Source organism: Streptomyces sp. NPDC051183 (assembly GCF_040682455.1).
Classification (GTDB): Bacteria; Actinomycetota; Actinomycetes; order Streptomycetales; family Streptomycetaceae; genus Streptomyces.
This window is the reverse complement of sequence record NZ_JBFBBA010000023.1, coordinates 13,514-30,796: the sequence shown is the minus strand read 5'-3', so window position 1 is coordinate 30,796 and position 17,283 is coordinate 13,514. Positions and strand designations below refer to the sequence as shown.

Sequence of the window (17,283 nt, the reverse complement as noted above, 5' to 3'; positions counted from 1 at the left end):
TCAGCCGGCGCACTCCGTGTCCCCGGCGGGGCGCTCGCCGGTGGTGAGGAATCCGGTGACGGCCCGGTCCCCGCACGGGTTGCCGTTGCCGAGGTACACGCCGTGGCCGCCGCGCTCGACCGTGACCAGGACGGCCCGCTCGCCCAGGGCCTCGCGCATCTTCAGCGCCCCGAAGTGGGGCGTCGACGGATCCCGGCGGTTCTGGATCATCAGGATGTTGGACGGGCCGTCGTCGGTGATCCGCACCGGCTTCTGCGCCGGGGCGCCCTGCCAGTAGGAGCAGGGCAGCACGTTCACCGGCATCCCCGCCGTCAGGGGGTGCCGGGCCCGGTCCTCGCCGACCGCCCGCTGGTACGCGGCCTGCGACGTGCGCGGCCACGCCACGTCGTTGCAGACCACCCCGACCATCACGGCGGCGTCCTCGTCGCGCAGCGGCTGGGCGAGCTCGGGCGGCAGCACGGGCGGCTGCGCCCCGTCCTGCGCCGCCCTGACCAGCCGGGCGAAGGAGGCGAAGGCGGAGTCGTTGTAGAGGGAGCTCTGCAGGGCCTGGCGCAGGCGGTTGCCCGTCAGGGGCACACCCGGGGTCGTCGACTCCCGCGGCGCGCGGTCCAGCGCCGCCGCGAGCGCGAGGACCAGCGGCTCCACCTCCTCGGGCCGCGCCGCCAGCCGCAGGCCGTCACGGTCCCGGTCCGGGTGGGCCGCCCAGGCCGCGAAGTCGGGGAAGCGGTCGTCCGCGCCCTGCGCCATGTTCGCCAGCCAGCCCCGCGCGACGCGCTTCGGGTCCGGGTCGCCGCTGCTGTCGAGGACCCAGCGGTCGGTGCGCTCCGGGAACTTCTGCGCGTACCCGGCCGCCACGTACGTACCGTACGAGACGCTCCAGGCGGACAGCTTCCGCTCGCCGAGCGCCTCGCGGAAGCGGTCCAGGTCGCGGATCTGGTTGGCGGTGGTGAAGCTGCGCAGCACGGGGCCGCCGTTGCGCGCGCAGGCCTCGGCGACGCGCCGGGAGCGGGCGACGTTCTCGGTGATCCCGCCGTCCGGGCCCGGCCAGGACCGCAGGGTGGTGAGGTAGCGGTCCTCGGGGGCCAGATCGCAGCTCGCGGTGGTGCTGGCGCCGACCCCGCGGGGGTCGAAGGCGACGAGGTCGTAGGCGCCGGCCGTCTCCCGCTGGAGCGCGGCGCCCTTCTGAGCCAGCCGCTGTACGCCCGAGCTGCCCGGGCCGCCGGGGATCACGACGAGCGTGCCGCGCCGGGCCTCGGGCCGGTCGCTGCGGATCCGGGAGACGGCGAGGGTGATCTGCCGGCCCGCGGGGTCGCGGTAGTCGAGCGGTACGGGCAGTTCGGCGCACTCCTGCGCGGCCGGCCCGTCCGGCCTTGCGCAGGGGTGCCAGGCGAGCCGCGGGGTGTCGGAACCGGTGTGGGCGGCTGCCGTAGCGACGGCGCCCGTGACGGTCAGGCCCGCTGCCACCGAGGCCGCGGAGAGGGCGAGCAGCAGGGTCTTCTTCGCGTAAGTCGTCATGGGGCAAGCCTTGTTGATCCCGCTCCCGGCCCCCATCCGGGTGCCCGGCCGCCCGGGGTGGGGGTAACCCCCGCCCCGGTCCGATCCGGAGTCAGTCGACGAGGCGGCGACCGAAGACCAGTCGGTGGTGCCGAAGTGCATGCCAACCATGGCCATCGCGCGAGCCCATCCGCGCTCCGCTCTCGGCGAAGCGGGGCCGCGCGGGCCCAAGGTCCGTGCTTGAGTGGGCCGATGGAGATCTTGGTACTGGGTGGAACGGCATGGGTGGGCCGCGAGGTCTCGCGGCAGGCACTGGACCGCGGGCACCGCGTGACCTGCCTGGCCCGCGGGGAGAGCGGCGAAGTGGCCGAGGGCGCCGAGCTGTTCGCCGCGGACCGGCGCGACCCGTCCGCGTACGAGCGCCTGGCCGGCCGGGACTGGGACGCCGTGATCGAAGTGTCCTGGCAGCCGGGCTTCGTCCGCGGTGCGCTGGCGGCGCTCGGCGGGCGGGCGGCCCACTGGACCTACGTGTCCTCGGTCAGCGCCTACGCCTCGCACGCGCGGCCCGGCGCGGACGAGTCGGCCGAACTGCTGCCGCCGACCGGGCTGGACGAGGTCGACCGCGAGCAGTACGGGGAGGCCAAGGCGGCCTGCGAGGCGGCCTCGACGGCCGCCGTGGGCGACCGGCTCCTCATCGCGCGGGCGGGGCTGATCGGCGGGCCGGGGGACCACAGCGGGCGCACGGGCTACTGGGTGGGCCGCGCGGCCCGGGAGCCGTTGGCGCCGCTGCTGGTGCCGCGCGCTCCCGGAGTCCCGACCCAGGTGGTCGACGCCCGGGACCTCGCGGCATGGCTCCTCGACTGCGCGCAGAAGGGGACGACCGGAACGTACGACGCGGTCGGCCCGGTCGTGCCCTTCACGGAGTGGGTGGCCCTCTCGCGGGAGATCGGCGGGCACACCGGGCAGGTTGTGGAGGCCGACCCCGACTGGCTGCTCGGGCAGGGGGTGGCCCAGTTCATGGGCCCGGACTCGCTCGCGATGTGGATGGCCGACCCGGACTGGGCCGGGTTCAGCGCCCGCAGCGGAGCCGCGGCGAGCGCGGCCGGGCTGCGGCACCGGCCCCGGGCGGAACTGCTGGCGGACACCCTGCGCTGGGAGCGCGAGGCGGGCCTGGACCGCCCCCGCCGGGCCGGCCTGAGCCCCGAGCGGGAGCGTGAACTCCTGGAGGCCCTGCGCTGACACGCCCCGGACGGTCAGCCGGACCCCGCCCGGTGGCGGGGCGACCGTCCAACGCGAGCCCCGCCTCTCGGACGAGCGGACTGTTATCGTCCGGCTATGCCCGAGCTGATCACACCCACCCCACGCCTGTACGACTCGTGGCTCGCCGCGCAGAAGGAATGGGGCGACGACGCCCACATGGACGGCGCCGGGCTCGGCTCCGACGACGACGTGGACAGCCCGGAGGGCTTCGCGGCGTGGACGGAGCGGCTGCGCCTGTACGGGGACCGTACGGTGCCGGTCGAGCACGGCCGCGTCCACGCGACGTACTGGTGGATCGCCGAGGGCGACACCTACCTGGGCGCCATCGACCTGCGGCACTACCTGAACGGCTTCCTGCTCGACGCGGGAGGCCACATCGGCTACAGCGTCCGCCCCTCGGCGCGCGGCCGGGGCCTGGCCACCTGGGCGTTGGGCGAGGTCCTGCACGAGGCGCGGCTGCTGGGGATGGACCGCGTACTGCTGACCTGCGACCCCGGCAACCGTGCCTCGATCCGCACGATCGAGCACAACGGCGGTGTGCTGGAAGACGTCCGCGAGACCCTGGTCGGCCCCAAGCGGCGCTACTGGATCGACCTCTAGCCTTCGGCGAGCAGTCGCGGGAGCTCGCGCATGTCGTCGAAGACGACCGTGCCGGGGCCTTCGAGCCGCTCGGCGGGGGTCGGGCCGCCGGAGTAGCCGAAGGCGCGCATGCCCGCCGCCCGGGCCGCCCGGACCCCGGGGCCGCTGTCCTCGACCACCGCGCACGCCGCCGGGTCGACGCCCATCTGCCGGGCGGCGTACAGGAAGAGGTCCGGGGCGGGCTTGCCCCGGGGCACCTCGCTCGCGCTGTAGATGCGGCCCTCGAAGTGGCCGTACAGCCCGGTGCGCCCCAGCGTGTGGCGCATCTTCTCGTGCGAACCGCTGGAGGCGACGCAGGTCGGCACGGTGAGGGCGGCGAGCGCCTCGGGCAGCCCGTCCACCGGGTCCAGTCCGATGTCCACCGCCTCCCGGTGCCGCTGCATCAGCTGCTTCCACCAGAGCGCGGCCGTCTCCGCGCCGAGCCGCTCGGTGAGCTGCTCGACGATCGACTCCTTGGCGCGCCCGATGAAGCGCTCCACCACCTCTTCCGCGGTCAGCGGCCAGCCCAACTCCGCCCCGAGCGCGACCTGGAGGCGTACGGCGAGGCGTTCGCTGTCGACCAGGACACCGTCGCAGTCGAATATCACGAGCTCTATCGGCTTGATCATTACCGCAGCGTAGGCGATGGGGCCCGGTGTGATCCACAACTCTCGATTCGGAATCACCTTGTGGTTGCCATAAACCATCCTGCAATCTTCGCTACAGACCAGATGTGGTTCGGCGTGTGAGATCTATGGGAAGGGAGGGGCCCACGATGAGCGAGCGCCCCGCGCTGTACGAGATGCTCGACGACCGGTTCCGTACCGGGCGGTGCATGAACGGCGACGACGCGCTGGAGGTCCTGTACACGGGCTGCCGCTGGGCCGAGGGGCCGATCTACCTGCCCGCCTGGCGACAGGTGGTCTGGAGCGACATCCCCAACGACCGGATGCTGCGCTGGGACGAGGAGACGGGCGCCGTCAGCGTCTTCCGCCGCTCCGCCGGGCACACCAACGGCAACACCCTCGACCGCCAGGGCCGACTGGTCACCTGCGAGCAGGGCAACCGCCGCGTGACGCGCACCGAACACGACGGCACCGTCACGGTGTTGGCGCAGCGGTGGAACGGCAAGCGCCTGAACAGCCCGAACGACGCGGCGGTGAAGTCCGACGGTTCGATCTGGTTCTCCGACCCGGACTTCGGCATCACCAGCGACTACGAGGGCTACCGCGCGCAGAGCGAGATCGGCGCCAACAACGTCTACCGCATCGACCCGGACACGGGCGAAGTGCGCCTGGTCGCCGACGGGTTCGGCGCCCCGAACGGGCTGGTCTTCTCGCAGGACGAGCGGCAGCTGTTCGTCTCCGACACCCGGGCGGGCCTCATCCGGGTCTTCGACGTGCGCGACGACGGCACGCTCTCCGAGGGCAAGGTGTTCGCCGAGGCGCCGACCGGCCGCAACGCCCGGTTCGACAACCTCCGCTTCGACGACGGCGGCCGGCTGTGGGCCGCGGCGATGGACGACGGGGTGCACTGCTACGACCCCGACGGCACCCTGATCGGGCGGCTCAACGTCCCCGAGGCGGTCGCCAACATCTCGTGGGGCGGCGCCAAGCGCAACCGCCTCTTCATCGCCGCGGAGACCAGCCTCTATTCGGTGGTCATGGCCGTCACAGGCACCCACCCGACCGGACCCGGACACCGGCCCTGGGCGGAGCCGGCCTCGCGGTGACTACGCTGCACCGGTGACCATAGAGCTGACCGTCCTGACGGCGGTGACCCATCGCGGTCAGGAGATCACCGCACCCCGGCTGCGCGGCCTGCTGGCCCTGCTCGCGGGGGAGTTGCGCGCGGGATGCGGCACCGGGCGGCTCGTCGAAGGGCTCTGGCAGGAGGACCGGCCGGCGCATCCGGCCAAGGCGCTGCAGGTCCTGGTTTCGCGGGCCCGCGCACAGCTCGGGTCCGAGGTCATCGCGAGCACGCCCACCGGGTACCGGCTCGCGCTCCGGGAGGACCAGGTCGACTCCTCCGCGGTCCTGCTGCACCTCGCCGCGTGCACGGAGAAGTCGCGGGCCGGGGACCACGCCGGAGCCCTCGCCGAGGCCGAGGCCGGGATGGAGCTGTGGTACGTCGGCGGCGGCGACCCGGAGATCGCGGACTGCTCGTTCGGCGACCCGGTGGCCGACCTGCGCCGAGAGCGCTACCCGGCGTACCGCTCGCTGGTCCGCGCCCGGGCCCTCGCCCTGGCGCGGACCGGCCGCCGTGCACAGGCCGTGGAGCCGCTGGCGGCGCTGGTACGCAAACGCCCGCGGGACGAGGAACTGCTGCTGGAGCTGATCCGCTGCGAGGCCGAGACCGCCGGGGCCGCCGCCGCACTGGCGACGTACGACCGCCACCGCCGCGCGCTGCGCGACGAGCTGGGCGCCGACCCCGGTCCCGCACTGCGTTCGCTGCACCGCGAACTGCTGGGCGCCGAAGCCCCGTTGATACGCCGCGGCGTGCCGTACGAGCCCAACGAGCTGCTGGGTCGCGCGGACGACATCGCCGCGGTGACCCGACTTCTGAACACCTCCCGCGTCACCTCGATCGTGGGGACCGGCGGCCTCGGCAAGACCCGGCTCGCCGCCGCCGTCGCCCGGGGAGCGGAGCAGCGTACGGTGCACCTGGTCGCCCTCGCCGGTGTCACGAGCGACGGGGACGTGGCCGCCGAGGTCGCCTCCGCCCTGGGCGCCGCCGCCGAGGCCGGGAGGGGCCCTTCGGGCGGCTTCGGCCCGCCGTCCGACGTGCTGGCCGGGATCGTCGGCGCCCTCGGCACCGGCCCGGCGCTGCTGGTGCTGGACAACTGCGAGCACGTGCTCGACGGGGCCGCCGAACTGGCCCGGGCCCTGGTCGCCATGACCCGCGAACTGCGGATCCTCACCACCGGCCGGGCGCCGCTCGGCCTGTCCTCCGAAGCCGTGTACCCGCTGCCGGAGCTGGACGCGGCCACCACGGTCCGGCTGTTCACGCAGCGGGTCCGGGCCGTCCGCCCCGATGCCGAACTGCCCCACCGCGAGGTCGCCGAGCTCTGCCGCGGGCTGGAGGGGCTGCCGCTGGCCGTGGAGCTGGCGGCGGCCCGGGTGCGGATCATGTCGGTCGCCGAGATGTCCCGGCGCCTGGAGGACCGGTTCGCGCTGCTGCGGGGCGGTGCGCGGGACGCCCCCCTGCGCCACCACACCCTGTACGCCGTCGTCGACTGGAGCTGGAACCTCCTCGAACCGCAGGCCCAGGAGGCGCTGCGCGCCCTGTCCGTGTTCCCCGGCGGGTTCACCGCGGCCGCGGCCGCGCGCGTACTGGACGAGGACGTGATGGAGGTCCTCGGCACCCTCGGCTACCTGGTCGACCATTCCCTGCTCAAGGCGGCCGACACCGGGTCCGACTGCCGCTTCCGGATGCTGGAGACCGTACGGGAGTTCAGCGCGGCCCACCTCGACCGGGCCGGCGAGACCGAGCGCCGCACCGCCCGGTTCCTCGAATGGGCGACGGAGTTCGGCCTCGCCCACCACGACGCGCCCTTCGGCGGCGACGCGTTCGCCGCGTGGCACCGGATCAAGGCGGAGCAGGACAACCTCGTACGGGCGCTGCGGCTCGGCCTCTCCCGCGGGGACGCGCCCGCGGTCGCGGCGACCGGCGCCGCGCTCTGCGGCCTGTGGGCCACCGAGGGGGACTACGGGCGGCTGATCCCCCTGGCCGCGGACATCGGCCGGCTGCTCTCGCACCACCGGCCGCGAGCCGACTGCACCGAGGCGACCCGGACCGCCGGCGTCCTGATCACCGTCAGCACGCTGCTGGGCGGCGGCACCGCGCCGCTGCGCCTCCTCGCCGTCCTGCGCCGGCTGCCCCCCGCCCAGGCCGGCACCCTGGTCGGGGCCATCGCGACCGTCCTGTGCGCGGCTCCGGAAGTCTTCGGGCCGGACCGCACGGTGCTGGACGCGTTCCGCGGCAGCGACGAGCCGCTGCTCGCCGGGGCCGCCGAGGGGCTGGCCGGCTACCTGTGGGAGCGCGAGCAGGAACCGGAGCGGGCCCTGGCGGCCGCCCGGCGGACCCTCGCCGCGACCGGGGGCAGCCGCATCCCGTGGTTCCGGGTACTGGCCCTCCTGCGGCTGGGCGAGCTGTGCCTGCACGTGGAACGGGGCGAGGAAGCGCTGTTGCACCTGCACGAGGCCATGCGGATCCTGGACCGGCTCGGTGCCTGGTCCGACCTGATGGGCCTGCGCTGGGGCATGGTGCTCGGCAACCTCCAGACCGGCGACGTCGACGAGGCGGAGCACTGGCTGAAACTGGCGGTGCTGAACCGGCCGGAGGAGGCCGCCGACGTACTGACCCCCGACCTGGGAGCGCGCGCCGAGATCGCGCTCGCGCGCGGCGACACGCAGCAGGGACTGGCGCTGTGGCGCGGGGCCGCGGCTCGCCTGGAGCAGGGCGCCGAACCCGTCTTCGGCGTCGAACTCGACCTGGAACCATGGGAGCTGGAGGTCCAGGCGGTCACCGTGACCGCCCACGCGCAGCACGGACGCCTCGACCTGGTCGAGGAACTCGCCTCCCGCCTCCCGGAGCGCACGGCGGCCCTGCTGCGCCGGCCGGCGGGAACGCCCCGGCAGGGTCTGGCGGACCACACGGCCTGCGGTGCGCTGCTCCTCGCGCTCGGGACGGCCGACCTCGACCGGGGCACCCGGGCCGGCGACGAACGGCTGACCGGGACGGGCGTACGCATGGTCGTGCTGGCCGAGCTGTTCCGCTGCCGGCGCACCTTCCAGCCGACCATGTCCTCCGCACGCGCCCGGGACGCGGCCGAGAGCGCCGACAAGGCGGCCTACGACGACGCGGTGTCGACGTACGCCGCCCTGGAGCGGGACGAACTACGGGAGGTGGCACTGGCCCTGGTGGGGGCGGGCGGCCGAGCCTGACCCCGGCCGAGCCTGACCCCGGCCGGACCGGGTCAGAGCCGCACCGGCAGCCGCAGCAGGTGGAAGCCGTCGCCGGGCCAGTGGCCGAACTCCAGCTCATCGCGGCCGACCGCGAGCACCGGGGCCTCCCGCCGGACGAACAGCCCGTCGAGGACCACCGAGGTCACCAGGCGGCCGAGCGCTGCGCCGATGCAGTAGTGCGCGCCGTGCCCGAAGGCCAGGTGGCCCTCGCCGCGGCCCGCCTCACGGGTGATGTCGAGCCGTTCGCAGCCCTCCCCGTACGCGGCCGGGTCGTGGTTCGCCGCCAGCAGGGCCACGGTGACGGTCTCCCCCTTCCTGAGGTCGCTCCCGGCGAATGCGAAGTCCTCGGTGGCGTACATCGAGGCGCCGATGCGTACGAGCGTGATGTGGCGCAGCAGTTCGGGAACGGCCCGTGCCAACAGCCCGGGCTCCTCGCGCAGCAGGGCCGACTGGTCCGGGCGGTCGAGCAGGGCGAGGGCCGCGTGGGCGAGGAAGAGGGCCGGCGGGGTGATCCCCGTGTCGATCAGGAGGAACACCATGGCGACCACCTCGTCCTCGGTGAGGGCGTCGGGACCGCCTTCCCGGACGGCCTCGACCAGCGCGGAGACCAGGTCGTCGGCGGGCTCGGCCTTGCGCCGCTCGATCAGGGCCCTGACGTACTCGACGATCCCGACGAGGCCCTCGCCCATCCTGCTTCCGTCGCCGTACGCGAAGTCCCGGATCCACTCGCAGACCCGTACCCGGTCCGCCTCCTCGACGCCGACGAGCTCGCAGATGACGGAAGTGGCCAGCGGGTAGGCGAACTCGCCGAGCAGGTCCGCCTCTTCCTTCGCCGCCAGTCCGGAGATCAGCCGCGCGGCGGCCTCCTCGACGAAGGTCCGCAGTGACGCGATGCGCCGTGCGGTGAACGCGCGGGTGAGGGGAGCACGGCGGCGGGCGTGGTCCTCGCCGTCGAAGAGGGCCAGGTGTCCGACGACGAACTGTGCGTATTCCGGCGGGTATTCGCTGAGGGACTCCAGCAACTCGGCCTGTGCGTCGGGGCCCTCGGCGCCGCCCGGGACCTTGCCGCGGTCCCGGACCAGCCGGGGTTCGGTGAGCGCGGCCTTGACGTCCTCGTAGCGGGTGACGAGCCGCACCGGGGTCCGCAGGCCGGGCAGCACCACATGGGGCAGGCCCTCCCGGGCGCGGATGCCGGCGTAACCGGCACCGGCGTCCTGAAGCTGTTCGGGAGACAAGTGGTGGACTGCGGCGGTCGTCGCCCGGCCGGCTGTGGTGTCGTGAGGTGTCGTCATGCCGCAGAGCTTGCGGGCGCCCGGCTTCGGTTCGGCTTCAGCCCGGCTTCACCGCGGTTTCGGACGGGACCGGCCCCGGCCGGTGCGCCGCCGGACGGGGCGGGGGGAACGCCGGGGCGGCGGGCGCCGGACCCAGGGTGGTGGTGCCGGGCGCGGAGCGGTGGCCGAGGCCCGTGCGGTACGCGTCCAGGGCCGCCTCGGGCCGGCCGGTGCGCCGCAGCAGATCACCCAGCAGCCGGCACAGATCCGCGAGGTCGCCCGTCGCCCCGCTGCGCTCCAGCAGCGCCAGGGCCTGTACGTAGTGCTCCTCGGCGGCGTCGGTCTCGCCGCGCTCCTCCGCCATCAGCCCGAGCAGCCGGTGCGCCCCGCCCGCGTGCACGGCGCCGTGGCTGTCCCCCAGTTCCAGCAGCGACGACAGGAGCCCGGCGGCCTCCTCGTACCGGCCGAGCCGGCGCAGTACGTCGGCCAGCTCCACCTCCACCTGGGCGGTGTACAGGGCCGCGCGCCTGGCCGAGAGCATGTCCCGGGCCGTGCGCAACTCGCCTTCGGCGGAGCCGAGTTCGCCGTTCTGGGCCTGTACGTAGCCGCGCATCCAGTGGCAGTGGGCCAGGTCGGTGCGCAGTTGCAGCTGCCCGTAGATCGCCTGGGCCTTGGCGAGGGAGGCGTCCGCGTCGGCCACGCGCCCCTCGGCGAGGAAGGTCCGCGCGACCTGCCGGTGCATGCCGGCGACCAGGGCCGGGTCGCTGACCTGCGGAGCCAGCGACAGCGCGAGCTCGGCGGCGTGTGCGGCCCGGGCGTGGGCGCCCATGTCGATGTACGGCCCGATGACCGCGGCGTAGAGCAGGACCAGCGCCTCGGGGTCGGCCAGTCCGCTCGCGCCCAGTTCGTCGATGGCGGTCTCCAGGAGGTAGCAGGCGTAGCGCAGCTCCCCGGCGAGCAGGTGCGCGACGGCGCGGCCGCGGATCGGGCGGACGCGGCGGGTGAGCGGCTCGTTGGCCAGAAGCCGTTCCGCGGCCTCGAAGTTCCGGATCGCGTCGGGTAGTTCGCCCGTCTCCAAGGCGCAGTCGCCGAGTCCGAGCAGGGCCTGCGCCTGCTCGGGGGCGAGCCCGAGGTGCTGCGCGTCCGCGAGCAGCCGCCGGAAGTGCGCGGCGGCCTCGTCGGCGGCGCCCGAGGCCAGGGTCTGCTGGGCGTCGGTGAGGGAGAGCCGCAGCTCGGTGCCCAGGTGCACGGGGCGCCCGGTGCTCAGCTCCTCGTACGAGGTGCCGAGGCGCCCGGCGAGGAAGCGCAGCGCGGCCTCGGAGGGCCGCACCTTGCCCGACTCCAGCGTCGAGACATAGGCAGGGGTGTACGCGGGCTCCGCCAACTGCCGCTGGGTCAAGCCCAGTTCCTTGCGCATGCGCTGAACCCTGCGGCCGATTGCGGCCGGTTCGTCCATGGAGTCCCCCTGGTTGCTCGAACTCCCCAGTATTCAGGGGGAGCGGGCCATTGCGCACCTCCCGTGCGCCACTTAGTTTAAGCAGCCGATTCACTGAATTTATCTTCCTGCTTAACTCTCATTGCCCCAGGAGGACTTCATGCCGCGGTCCAAACGCCCGACCGTCCGCACCGCCGTCCGCTCGGCCGTCGCAGCGGCCTGCGCCACCGCTGCGCTGCTGGCCGCCGGACCCGCCCGCGCGGCAGACGTGCCGGACGCGCCCGTCAAGTCGCGGGTGGAGGTGGAGATACCGGGCCCGGAGCACGGAGGCGAAGCCGGATCGGGCCACGCCCGCGTACCCGCTGCCGGCGGCCCGGCCAGGAGCGGAGCGGCCAGGCTGTCCGAGGCCGCCCGGGCTGCCGACGGGGAGGTCACCAAGGTCGTCGACAACGGCCCCACCGCGGACCGCCTCGACGTCGTCGTCATCGGCGACGGCTACACCGCGGACGAGCTGGCCAAGTTCCACACCGACGCCAAGGACAAATGGGCCGAGGTGACGGCCGTCGAGCCGTACACCACCTACCGCAACCTCTTCAACGTCTGGACCGTCGACGCCGTCTCCCAGGAGTCCGGCGTCACCGGCGACCCGGACCGGGCGACCACCCGCGACACCGCCCTCGGCGCGTACTTCTGGTGCGAGGACATCGAACGGCTGCTCTGCATAGACCAGCCCAAGGTGGACTCGTACGTCGCGAAGGCCCCGGCGGCCGACCTCGTCATCGTCCTGGCCAACAGCGCCAAGTACGGCGGAGCGGGCTACAACGAGCCCAGCGCCGACCTCGGCTACGAGGGCATATCGACCGCCTCCGCGGGCCACCCGAAGTCCGGCCAGGTCGCCATCCACGAGACCGGCCACTCGCTCGGCAAGCTCGCCGACGAGTACTTCTACCCCGGCGTTCCGGACTACGAGAAGTACACGGGCCCCGAGCCCGCCGATTCCAACATCTCCACCCTGTCCGCCGACCGGATGGCCGGGCAGCGCGCCAAGTGGTACCGCTGGCTCGGAGAACCCTCGCCGGACGGCGGCACGGTCGGAGCGTACGAGGGAGGCGGCTACTTCGTCACCGGGCTGCAACGGCCCACCGACAACTCGCTCATGCGGGTCCTGGGCAAGCCCTTCAACCTCCCCGGCGTCGAGTCGATGATCGCCGGCTTCCACCGGCACGCGAACACCGTCACCCCGCTCACGCCGACCGACCGCACCCTGCGGTTGCGCCACACCGCGAAGGCGGCCGTGCCCCGGCTCACTGGTGCGGACGGCCGGCAGCTCGTGGTCCGCTGGTACCTGGACGGCCGGGAGCTGAAGCGGCTGCAGGGCCGGACCGAGGTGGCGGTGGCGGACCTGTGGCTCTTCGACCTGCGGACGCACAGGCTGTCCGTCACCGCCGAGGACCGCACGCCTTCGGTCCGTGACCCGGAGATCGCCCGGACCCTGCGCTCGACGGTCGGCTGGGACGTCCGCCTGTAGACCGCCCGCCGGGGGCCGCACGGGTTCCACGCGAACGCCCTGTTCCCCGCGGTGCCGGAAGGCATCGCGGGGAACAGGGCGTTCGGCCGGGTGCCGGCCGTATCAGCGCTTGCCGGGGACCGTTACGGGGTCCAGGTGGCGGTGATGGCGAGGTCGCCGGGGGCTGCGGCAGCCCCTGGAGGGGGACCGTGGTGGTGGTCGCCCAAGTGCGGTCGGTGTGGCGGGTGGTGTGCAGGAGCTTGTTGTCGGCGGTGGTGACGGCGACCTGCACCTCCCCGTCGACGGTGGCCGTGGAGAGGGCCTTGGCGGTGGTGGTGCCGAGGAGGCCGGCCAAGCGCGTGGTGCGCGGACGGGGTACGGGCATGGTTCTTCCTTCGGGTGGGGCAGGGAGTGCGGGGGAGGCCGCCCGCGGCCGGGCGGCCCCGCGAGTTGCTCGGGGCGCGAGGGCTACTTGCTCGCGCGGATCTCCAGGAGCATGTGCTCGCGGCCCGACGGGTCGGCGTTCTCCCCGATGCCCGTCCAGGAGTTCTTCGGGACGTCGAACGACTTCTGCTCCTCGCCGACCTGCATCTCCACCTTGGCCCGGTAGTCGCCGCTCTGCACACCGCCCACGGAGGGCACTTCCAGGCTGAGGTAGCCGGTGCTGCCGGTCACCTTGAAGCAGAAGTCCTCGCGGTTGCGGGCGATGAACTTCAGCTGGCCGGGGTCGCTGCTGCACTCGGCCAGCACGATGTTGCCGTCCCCGCGCTTGAGCTTGAGGTCCTTCTCCTTGAGGATCCGCTCGGCATCCGGGTACGAGAAGTCCTCCACGGCCGTGGGCGGCATTTCGGAGCTCCGCTCCGCGGCCTGACGTGCGCCGTTCGCCGGGCTGCCGGTGCTGCCGGTGCTGGCGTAACTGGTGGCGGCCACGGCGCCGGTCATGACCAGGGCGCTTCCGGCCAGACCGAAGGTGAGCAGGCGTGCGGACAGCCTCATCGAGGACTCGCTTTTCACTGGAAGAGATGGCATGGGCAGGGCGGTTGGGCGGCCCCGCCGCACAAGTATTGCCTCTCGCCATAGCGGAAACCGCTGTGAGAACCAGGCGGAGAAGTATTTTCCGCTGGAGAGCGGACGGGTCTCGGGACTTTAGTACCGTCCCGGTTTCCTTAAGTCAGCCACAGGTTCGAGAAGTTGAGAAATGCGTGGCCCGGGAGCGGGTGCGCGGCGGGACTTTGGTCCTGACTTTACGGATCCATTATCTCGGCCGCGCATGTGCGACGATCCGTCAATGGCGCACGGTCAAGGCCTATTTGGCGCCCTGTCACGAGAGAACAACCAGAGGAACTCCTGGCATGAAACTGTCAAACTTGCCGCATCGGCGGCGGGTGTCGTTGAGCAGAGCCACCGCTCTCACCGCACTGACGACGGCGGCGCTTGTCTTCGGTACGTCCGTCGCCGACGCGGTGCCCGCCCGGCTCGGAGTCGCCGCGTTGACCGAGAACTCCCGGGCCCAGGCGGTCGATGCCTGGACGGGCGGTGGCGCGGCGGTCAAGCGCGCGGCGGAGAAGGCGCTCACGGGTTCCCCCGCCGACCTCAGCGAGTTCCTCACGACCGGCATGCACCGCGCCGAGGTCGAGGACGCCCGCTTCAGCATCCTCAGCACCCTGGCCGACTCCGGCAAGGGTGTATCGGCGGCTGCGCAGAAGGCCCTGTCCGGGTCCGACGCGGACGTGCTGGAGTTCCTGAAGTCGGGCTACGAGAAGCCGCTCCAGGAGGACCGGCGGTTCGCGGTGCTGCGCGAGATCAACGCAGGCGGTAAGGCCGTGAACCGGGAGGGCCACAAGGCCCTGGACGACGGCAGCCCGAAGGCGCTGGACGAGTTCCTGCAGACCGGTCTGGCCAAGGCGACCGCCGAGGACGACCGCTTCCGCGTCCTCGCCATCATGAACGCGGGCGGCCCCGCCGTGAAGCAGGCGGGCCGGCGCGCCATGAACGGCACGGCCGACGACATCGCGGAATTCCTGCGCTCGGGCCAGCACCTGGCGCGAGCCCGGGACCAGGAAACCGTGACCATCACGGAGCTCGCCCGCCTCGCGACCGAGGCCGGCAAGCAGGCGATGGCCGAGACGGAGGCAGCCAAGGAGGCCTCGCAGGCCGCCGACACCGCCGCGCGGCTGGCCAAGGAGGCCGCGCAGAAGGCCGCTCAGGAGACCCAGGCCGCCAAGAACGACTCCGAGAAGGCCGGCCGGGCGGCGACCCGGGCCGCGCGCGCCGCCGAGGGGGCGGCGGACGCCGCCCGTACGGCGGTCCGGGCCTCCAACACCGCGGTGTCCGCGGCCCGGACGGCCGCGCAGGCAGCGGCCAACGCGGCCTCGGCGGCGGCCGCCGCCGGACAGGCCGCGGCGCGCGCCTACCGCTCGGCCAACGCGGCCGTCGCCGATGCCGGACAGGCCGCCAACGCCCGCAAGGCCGCGCAAGAGGCACGCGACGCCGCGGCCGGAGCCCGTACCGCCTCCGCCGCGGCCAAGCACGCCGCCGACGCCAGTACCCAGGCGGGCAACTCCGGATCGGCCGCGGCGAGCGCCGCGAACAATGCCGCCGCCGCGGCGGAGGCGGCCGCGCAGGCGGGCGCCCACGCCGGGATATCCAAGGCCGAGGCGGACCGCGCCAACCGGGCCGCCGCCACGGCCCGCGCGGCCGCCAACACCGCGACGAAGGCGGCGGAGCGGGCCGTGCGCCTGTCCGGCGAGGCCGCCGCGGCCGCGCGTGACACGCACGCCGCGGCCGAGAGTGCCGCCGTACACGCCGAGGCCGCGGCCCGGGCTGCCGACGACGCCGCGGCCCACGCGGGCGAGGCGGCCGAGGCCGCCGCCAAGGCCAACGCCCACGCCGAAGCGGCCATGACCGCGGCCGCGGCGGCCGGCGAGGCCGCCAAGCAGGCCGCCAACGTGGAGAAGGTCGCCCGCGAGGCCGAGCAGCAGCAGGCCGAACAGCAGCTCGGCGACGCCGTCGAGGCCGCGCGGACGCTGAAGGGCTACAACGACACGCAGCTGGAACTGGCCGGCAAGCAGCAGACCCAGGCGGCCCTGACCGACAGCGAGACCACGAAGCTCCTGGCCGACGCCGCGACCGCGATCGGCGGCAACCCCGACGGCGCCGTCGCGCCGGCCCGCAAGGCGGCGGTGAACCTGCTGTCGAGCAAGGGCATCTGGACCAGGAAGGCGGCCGAAGCGGCCCTGTCGGGCGGGGACGCGGTCCTCCTCGACTGGGTGAAGCAGGACCGGCTGAAGGCCGAGCAGGAGGACGACCGGGAGAAGGCGGTCTACTTCTCCAGGATCGGATCCGCCAGGACCGCCACCGCCGCGAAGGAGGCCCTGGAGAAGGGGCCCGCCGAAATCCAGGCGTTCCTGAACGAGGGCGCGTACGAGGCGCAGCGCGAGGAGTACCGGTTCCAGACGCTGCGGATCATCAACACCGCGGGCAAGGCCGTCAAGGCGGCCGCGACCAAGGCGCTCGACGACGGCTCCACCCGCGCCCTGCACGAGTTCCTCTCGACGCACTACCCGAAGGCGCAGACGGAGGACGACCGCTTCGAGACGCTGCGCATCAAGGGACAGGGCGGCCCGAGCGTGCAGATGGCCGCACAGGTGGCCCTGGAGGGCACGCCCGAGATGCAGCGCGCCTTCGTCGACCGCGTCCAGTACCGGGCGCGCCAGGCCGACCAGGACACCGACGCCCACGTCGCGGCGGTCCAGGCTCAGATCAGCATCGCCGCCAAGGCCGCTTCCGAGGCCTACGAGAACGCCGCGACCGCCGCCGAGGCGGCCGCGCACGCCCGCGGCAAGTCCGAGGAGGCCGCGGGCTACGCGCAGCAGGCGCGCAACTCGGCGAACGAGGCCCGCGGCCACGCCGCCGCGGCGAAGAACCACGCGAACGACGCCGACAGGTCGGCCCAGGAGGCCGCCGGGTCCGCCGAGACGGCGAAGAAGGCCGCGGCCACCGCCCGTACCGCGAGCCGTCAGGCGAACCACTCCTCCAACCAGGCGACCGCCTCGGCCCGGCAGGCCGCGGCATCCGCCTCGAACGCGGCGGCGTCGGCGGAACGCGCCCGCCAGGCGGAGCTGGCGGCCGGCAAGGACGCAGCGGCCGCGAACCAGGCGGCGCGCGAGGCGAAGGAGTTCGAGCAGACCAAGCGCCAGGAGGAGCAGGAGGCCGCCGCGGCCGCGGCCCAGAAGCAGGCGCAGGAGAACGAGAAGAACAACCACCGGCCCACCGACGACCCCAAGAACGACCAGGTCGACCTGATAGAGAAGAAGAAGGACGAGGGCTGGACCGCCGCCTCCTACGCCGATTACATGGGCAAGTGGAGCATGTACACCGGCGCGATAGCGGCCGGCCTGGCACTGGTACCGGGCGGCCAGGTCTTCGCGGCCGCTTTCGGGGTCACCTCCCTCATCACCGGCGTGGCATCCGTCGGCCTCAATTTCATTGCCCACGGCTGGCGGAGCGAAGAGTTCGCGAATTCCGTAATGGGAGTCGCACTCGACCGGTTCGGCGTGCGGATGGGCAATACCTGGAATGCAGTACGGGGCGCCGGTTCCGGATTGAAGAAAGCGGTAGGATTCTTCGGTAACGCCGCCTCGCCGGTCTTCGGCTGGTTCACCAGTTAGCCGTCACGGGGAACCGCAATTCCGCCGGGCCCGTCAGGGCCCGGCGGCCTGAAGGAGATTT

At 73.5% G+C, this 17,283-nt stretch carries 11 protein-coding genes; 6 read left to right on the top strand and 5 right to left on the bottom strand.

Going from position 1 to position 17,283, the window contains the following annotated elements; all coding sequences use genetic code 11:
- Nucleotides 1-1,515, bottom strand: a complete 1,515-nt coding sequence (locus tag AB0M99_RS21035) for an alpha/beta hydrolase (protein WP_365922526.1) — start codon at nucleotides 1,513-1,515, stop codon at nucleotides 1-3.
- A 231-nt stretch (nucleotides 1,516-1,746) separates the two neighbouring features.
- Between AB0M99_RS21035 and AB0M99_RS21030 the strand changes: the two genes are divergently transcribed.
- Both AB0M99_RS21030 and AB0M99_RS21025 read left to right on the top strand, forming a co-directional pair.
- Nucleotides 1,747-2,733: an NAD-dependent epimerase/dehydratase family protein gene (locus tag AB0M99_RS21030; protein WP_365922524.1), complete on the top strand. Its 987-nt coding sequence runs from the start codon at nucleotides 1,747-1,749 to the stop codon at nucleotides 2,731-2,733.
- A 96-nt stretch (nucleotides 2,734-2,829) separates the two neighbouring features.
- On the top strand, nucleotides 2,830-3,354 hold the full coding sequence (locus tag AB0M99_RS21025; protein WP_365922522.1) for a GNAT family N-acetyltransferase: 525 nt from the start codon (nucleotides 2,830-2,832) through the stop codon (nucleotides 3,352-3,354).
- Here the strand turns inward: AB0M99_RS21025 and AB0M99_RS21020 are convergent.
- Nucleotides 3,351-4,001 carry an HAD family hydrolase gene (locus tag AB0M99_RS21020; protein WP_365922520.1) on the bottom strand — a complete coding sequence of 217 codons (651 nt, stop codon included), beginning with the start codon at nucleotides 3,999-4,001 and terminating at the stop codon, nucleotides 3,351-3,353. The genes AB0M99_RS21025 and AB0M99_RS21020 overlap by 4 nt on opposite strands.
- A gap of 146 nt (nucleotides 4,002-4,147) precedes the next feature.
- Here AB0M99_RS21020 and AB0M99_RS21015 point away from each other — a divergent pair, with 146 nt between their 5' ends.
- Both AB0M99_RS21015 and AB0M99_RS21010 read left to right on the top strand, forming a co-directional pair.
- A complete protein-coding gene (locus AB0M99_RS21015) occupies nucleotides 4,148-5,104 on the top strand; it encodes an SMP-30/gluconolactonase/LRE family protein (protein WP_365922518.1) in 957 nt (318 codons plus the stop codon).
- Nucleotides 5,105-5,117: 13 nt separating this feature from the next.
- Nucleotides 5,118-8,318 carry a BTAD domain-containing putative transcriptional regulator gene (locus tag AB0M99_RS21010; RefSeq protein WP_365922516.1) on the top strand — a complete coding sequence of 1,067 codons (3,201 nt, stop codon included), beginning with the start codon at nucleotides 5,118-5,120 and terminating at the stop codon, nucleotides 8,316-8,318.
- Nucleotides 8,319-8,350: 32 nt separating this feature from the next.
- Here the strand turns inward: AB0M99_RS21010 and AB0M99_RS21005 are convergent, their stop codons facing one another.
- Nucleotides 8,351-9,631, bottom strand: a complete 1,281-nt coding sequence (locus AB0M99_RS21005; RefSeq protein WP_365922514.1) for a cytochrome P450 — start codon at nucleotides 9,629-9,631, stop codon at nucleotides 8,351-8,353.
- A 37-nt stretch (nucleotides 9,632-9,668) separates the two neighbouring features.
- Nucleotides 9,669-11,066, bottom strand: coding sequence for a helix-turn-helix transcriptional regulator (locus AB0M99_RS21000; RefSeq protein WP_365922512.1), 1,398 nt, complete (start codon nucleotides 11,064-11,066; stop codon nucleotides 9,669-9,671).
- A 139-nt stretch (nucleotides 11,067-11,205) separates the two neighbouring features.
- Here AB0M99_RS21000 and AB0M99_RS20995 point away from each other — a divergent pair, with 139 nt between their 5' ends.
- Nucleotides 11,206-12,573: a M64 family metallopeptidase gene (locus AB0M99_RS20995; protein ID WP_365922510.1), complete on the top strand. Its 1,368-nt coding sequence runs from the start codon at nucleotides 11,206-11,208 to the stop codon at nucleotides 12,571-12,573.
- A gap of 447 nt (nucleotides 12,574-13,020) precedes the next feature.
- Here the strand turns inward: AB0M99_RS20995 and AB0M99_RS20990 are convergent, their stop codons facing one another.
- The gene (locus AB0M99_RS20990; protein WP_365922509.1) at nucleotides 13,021-13,548 is read right to left on the bottom strand and encodes a hypothetical protein; all 528 of its coding nucleotides are present in this window, start codon (nucleotides 13,546-13,548) and stop codon (nucleotides 13,021-13,023) included.
- A gap of 395 nt (nucleotides 13,549-13,943) precedes the next feature.
- On the opposite strand from AB0M99_RS20990, the gene AB0M99_RS20985 reads away from it, so the two are divergent.
- Nucleotides 13,944-17,222 (top strand): ALF repeat-containing protein, encoded by a 3,279-nt coding sequence (locus AB0M99_RS20985; protein WP_365922507.1) that lies wholly within the window; start codon nucleotides 13,944-13,946, stop codon nucleotides 17,220-17,222.
- The last annotated feature ends 61 nt before the right edge of the window (nucleotides 17,223-17,283 follow it).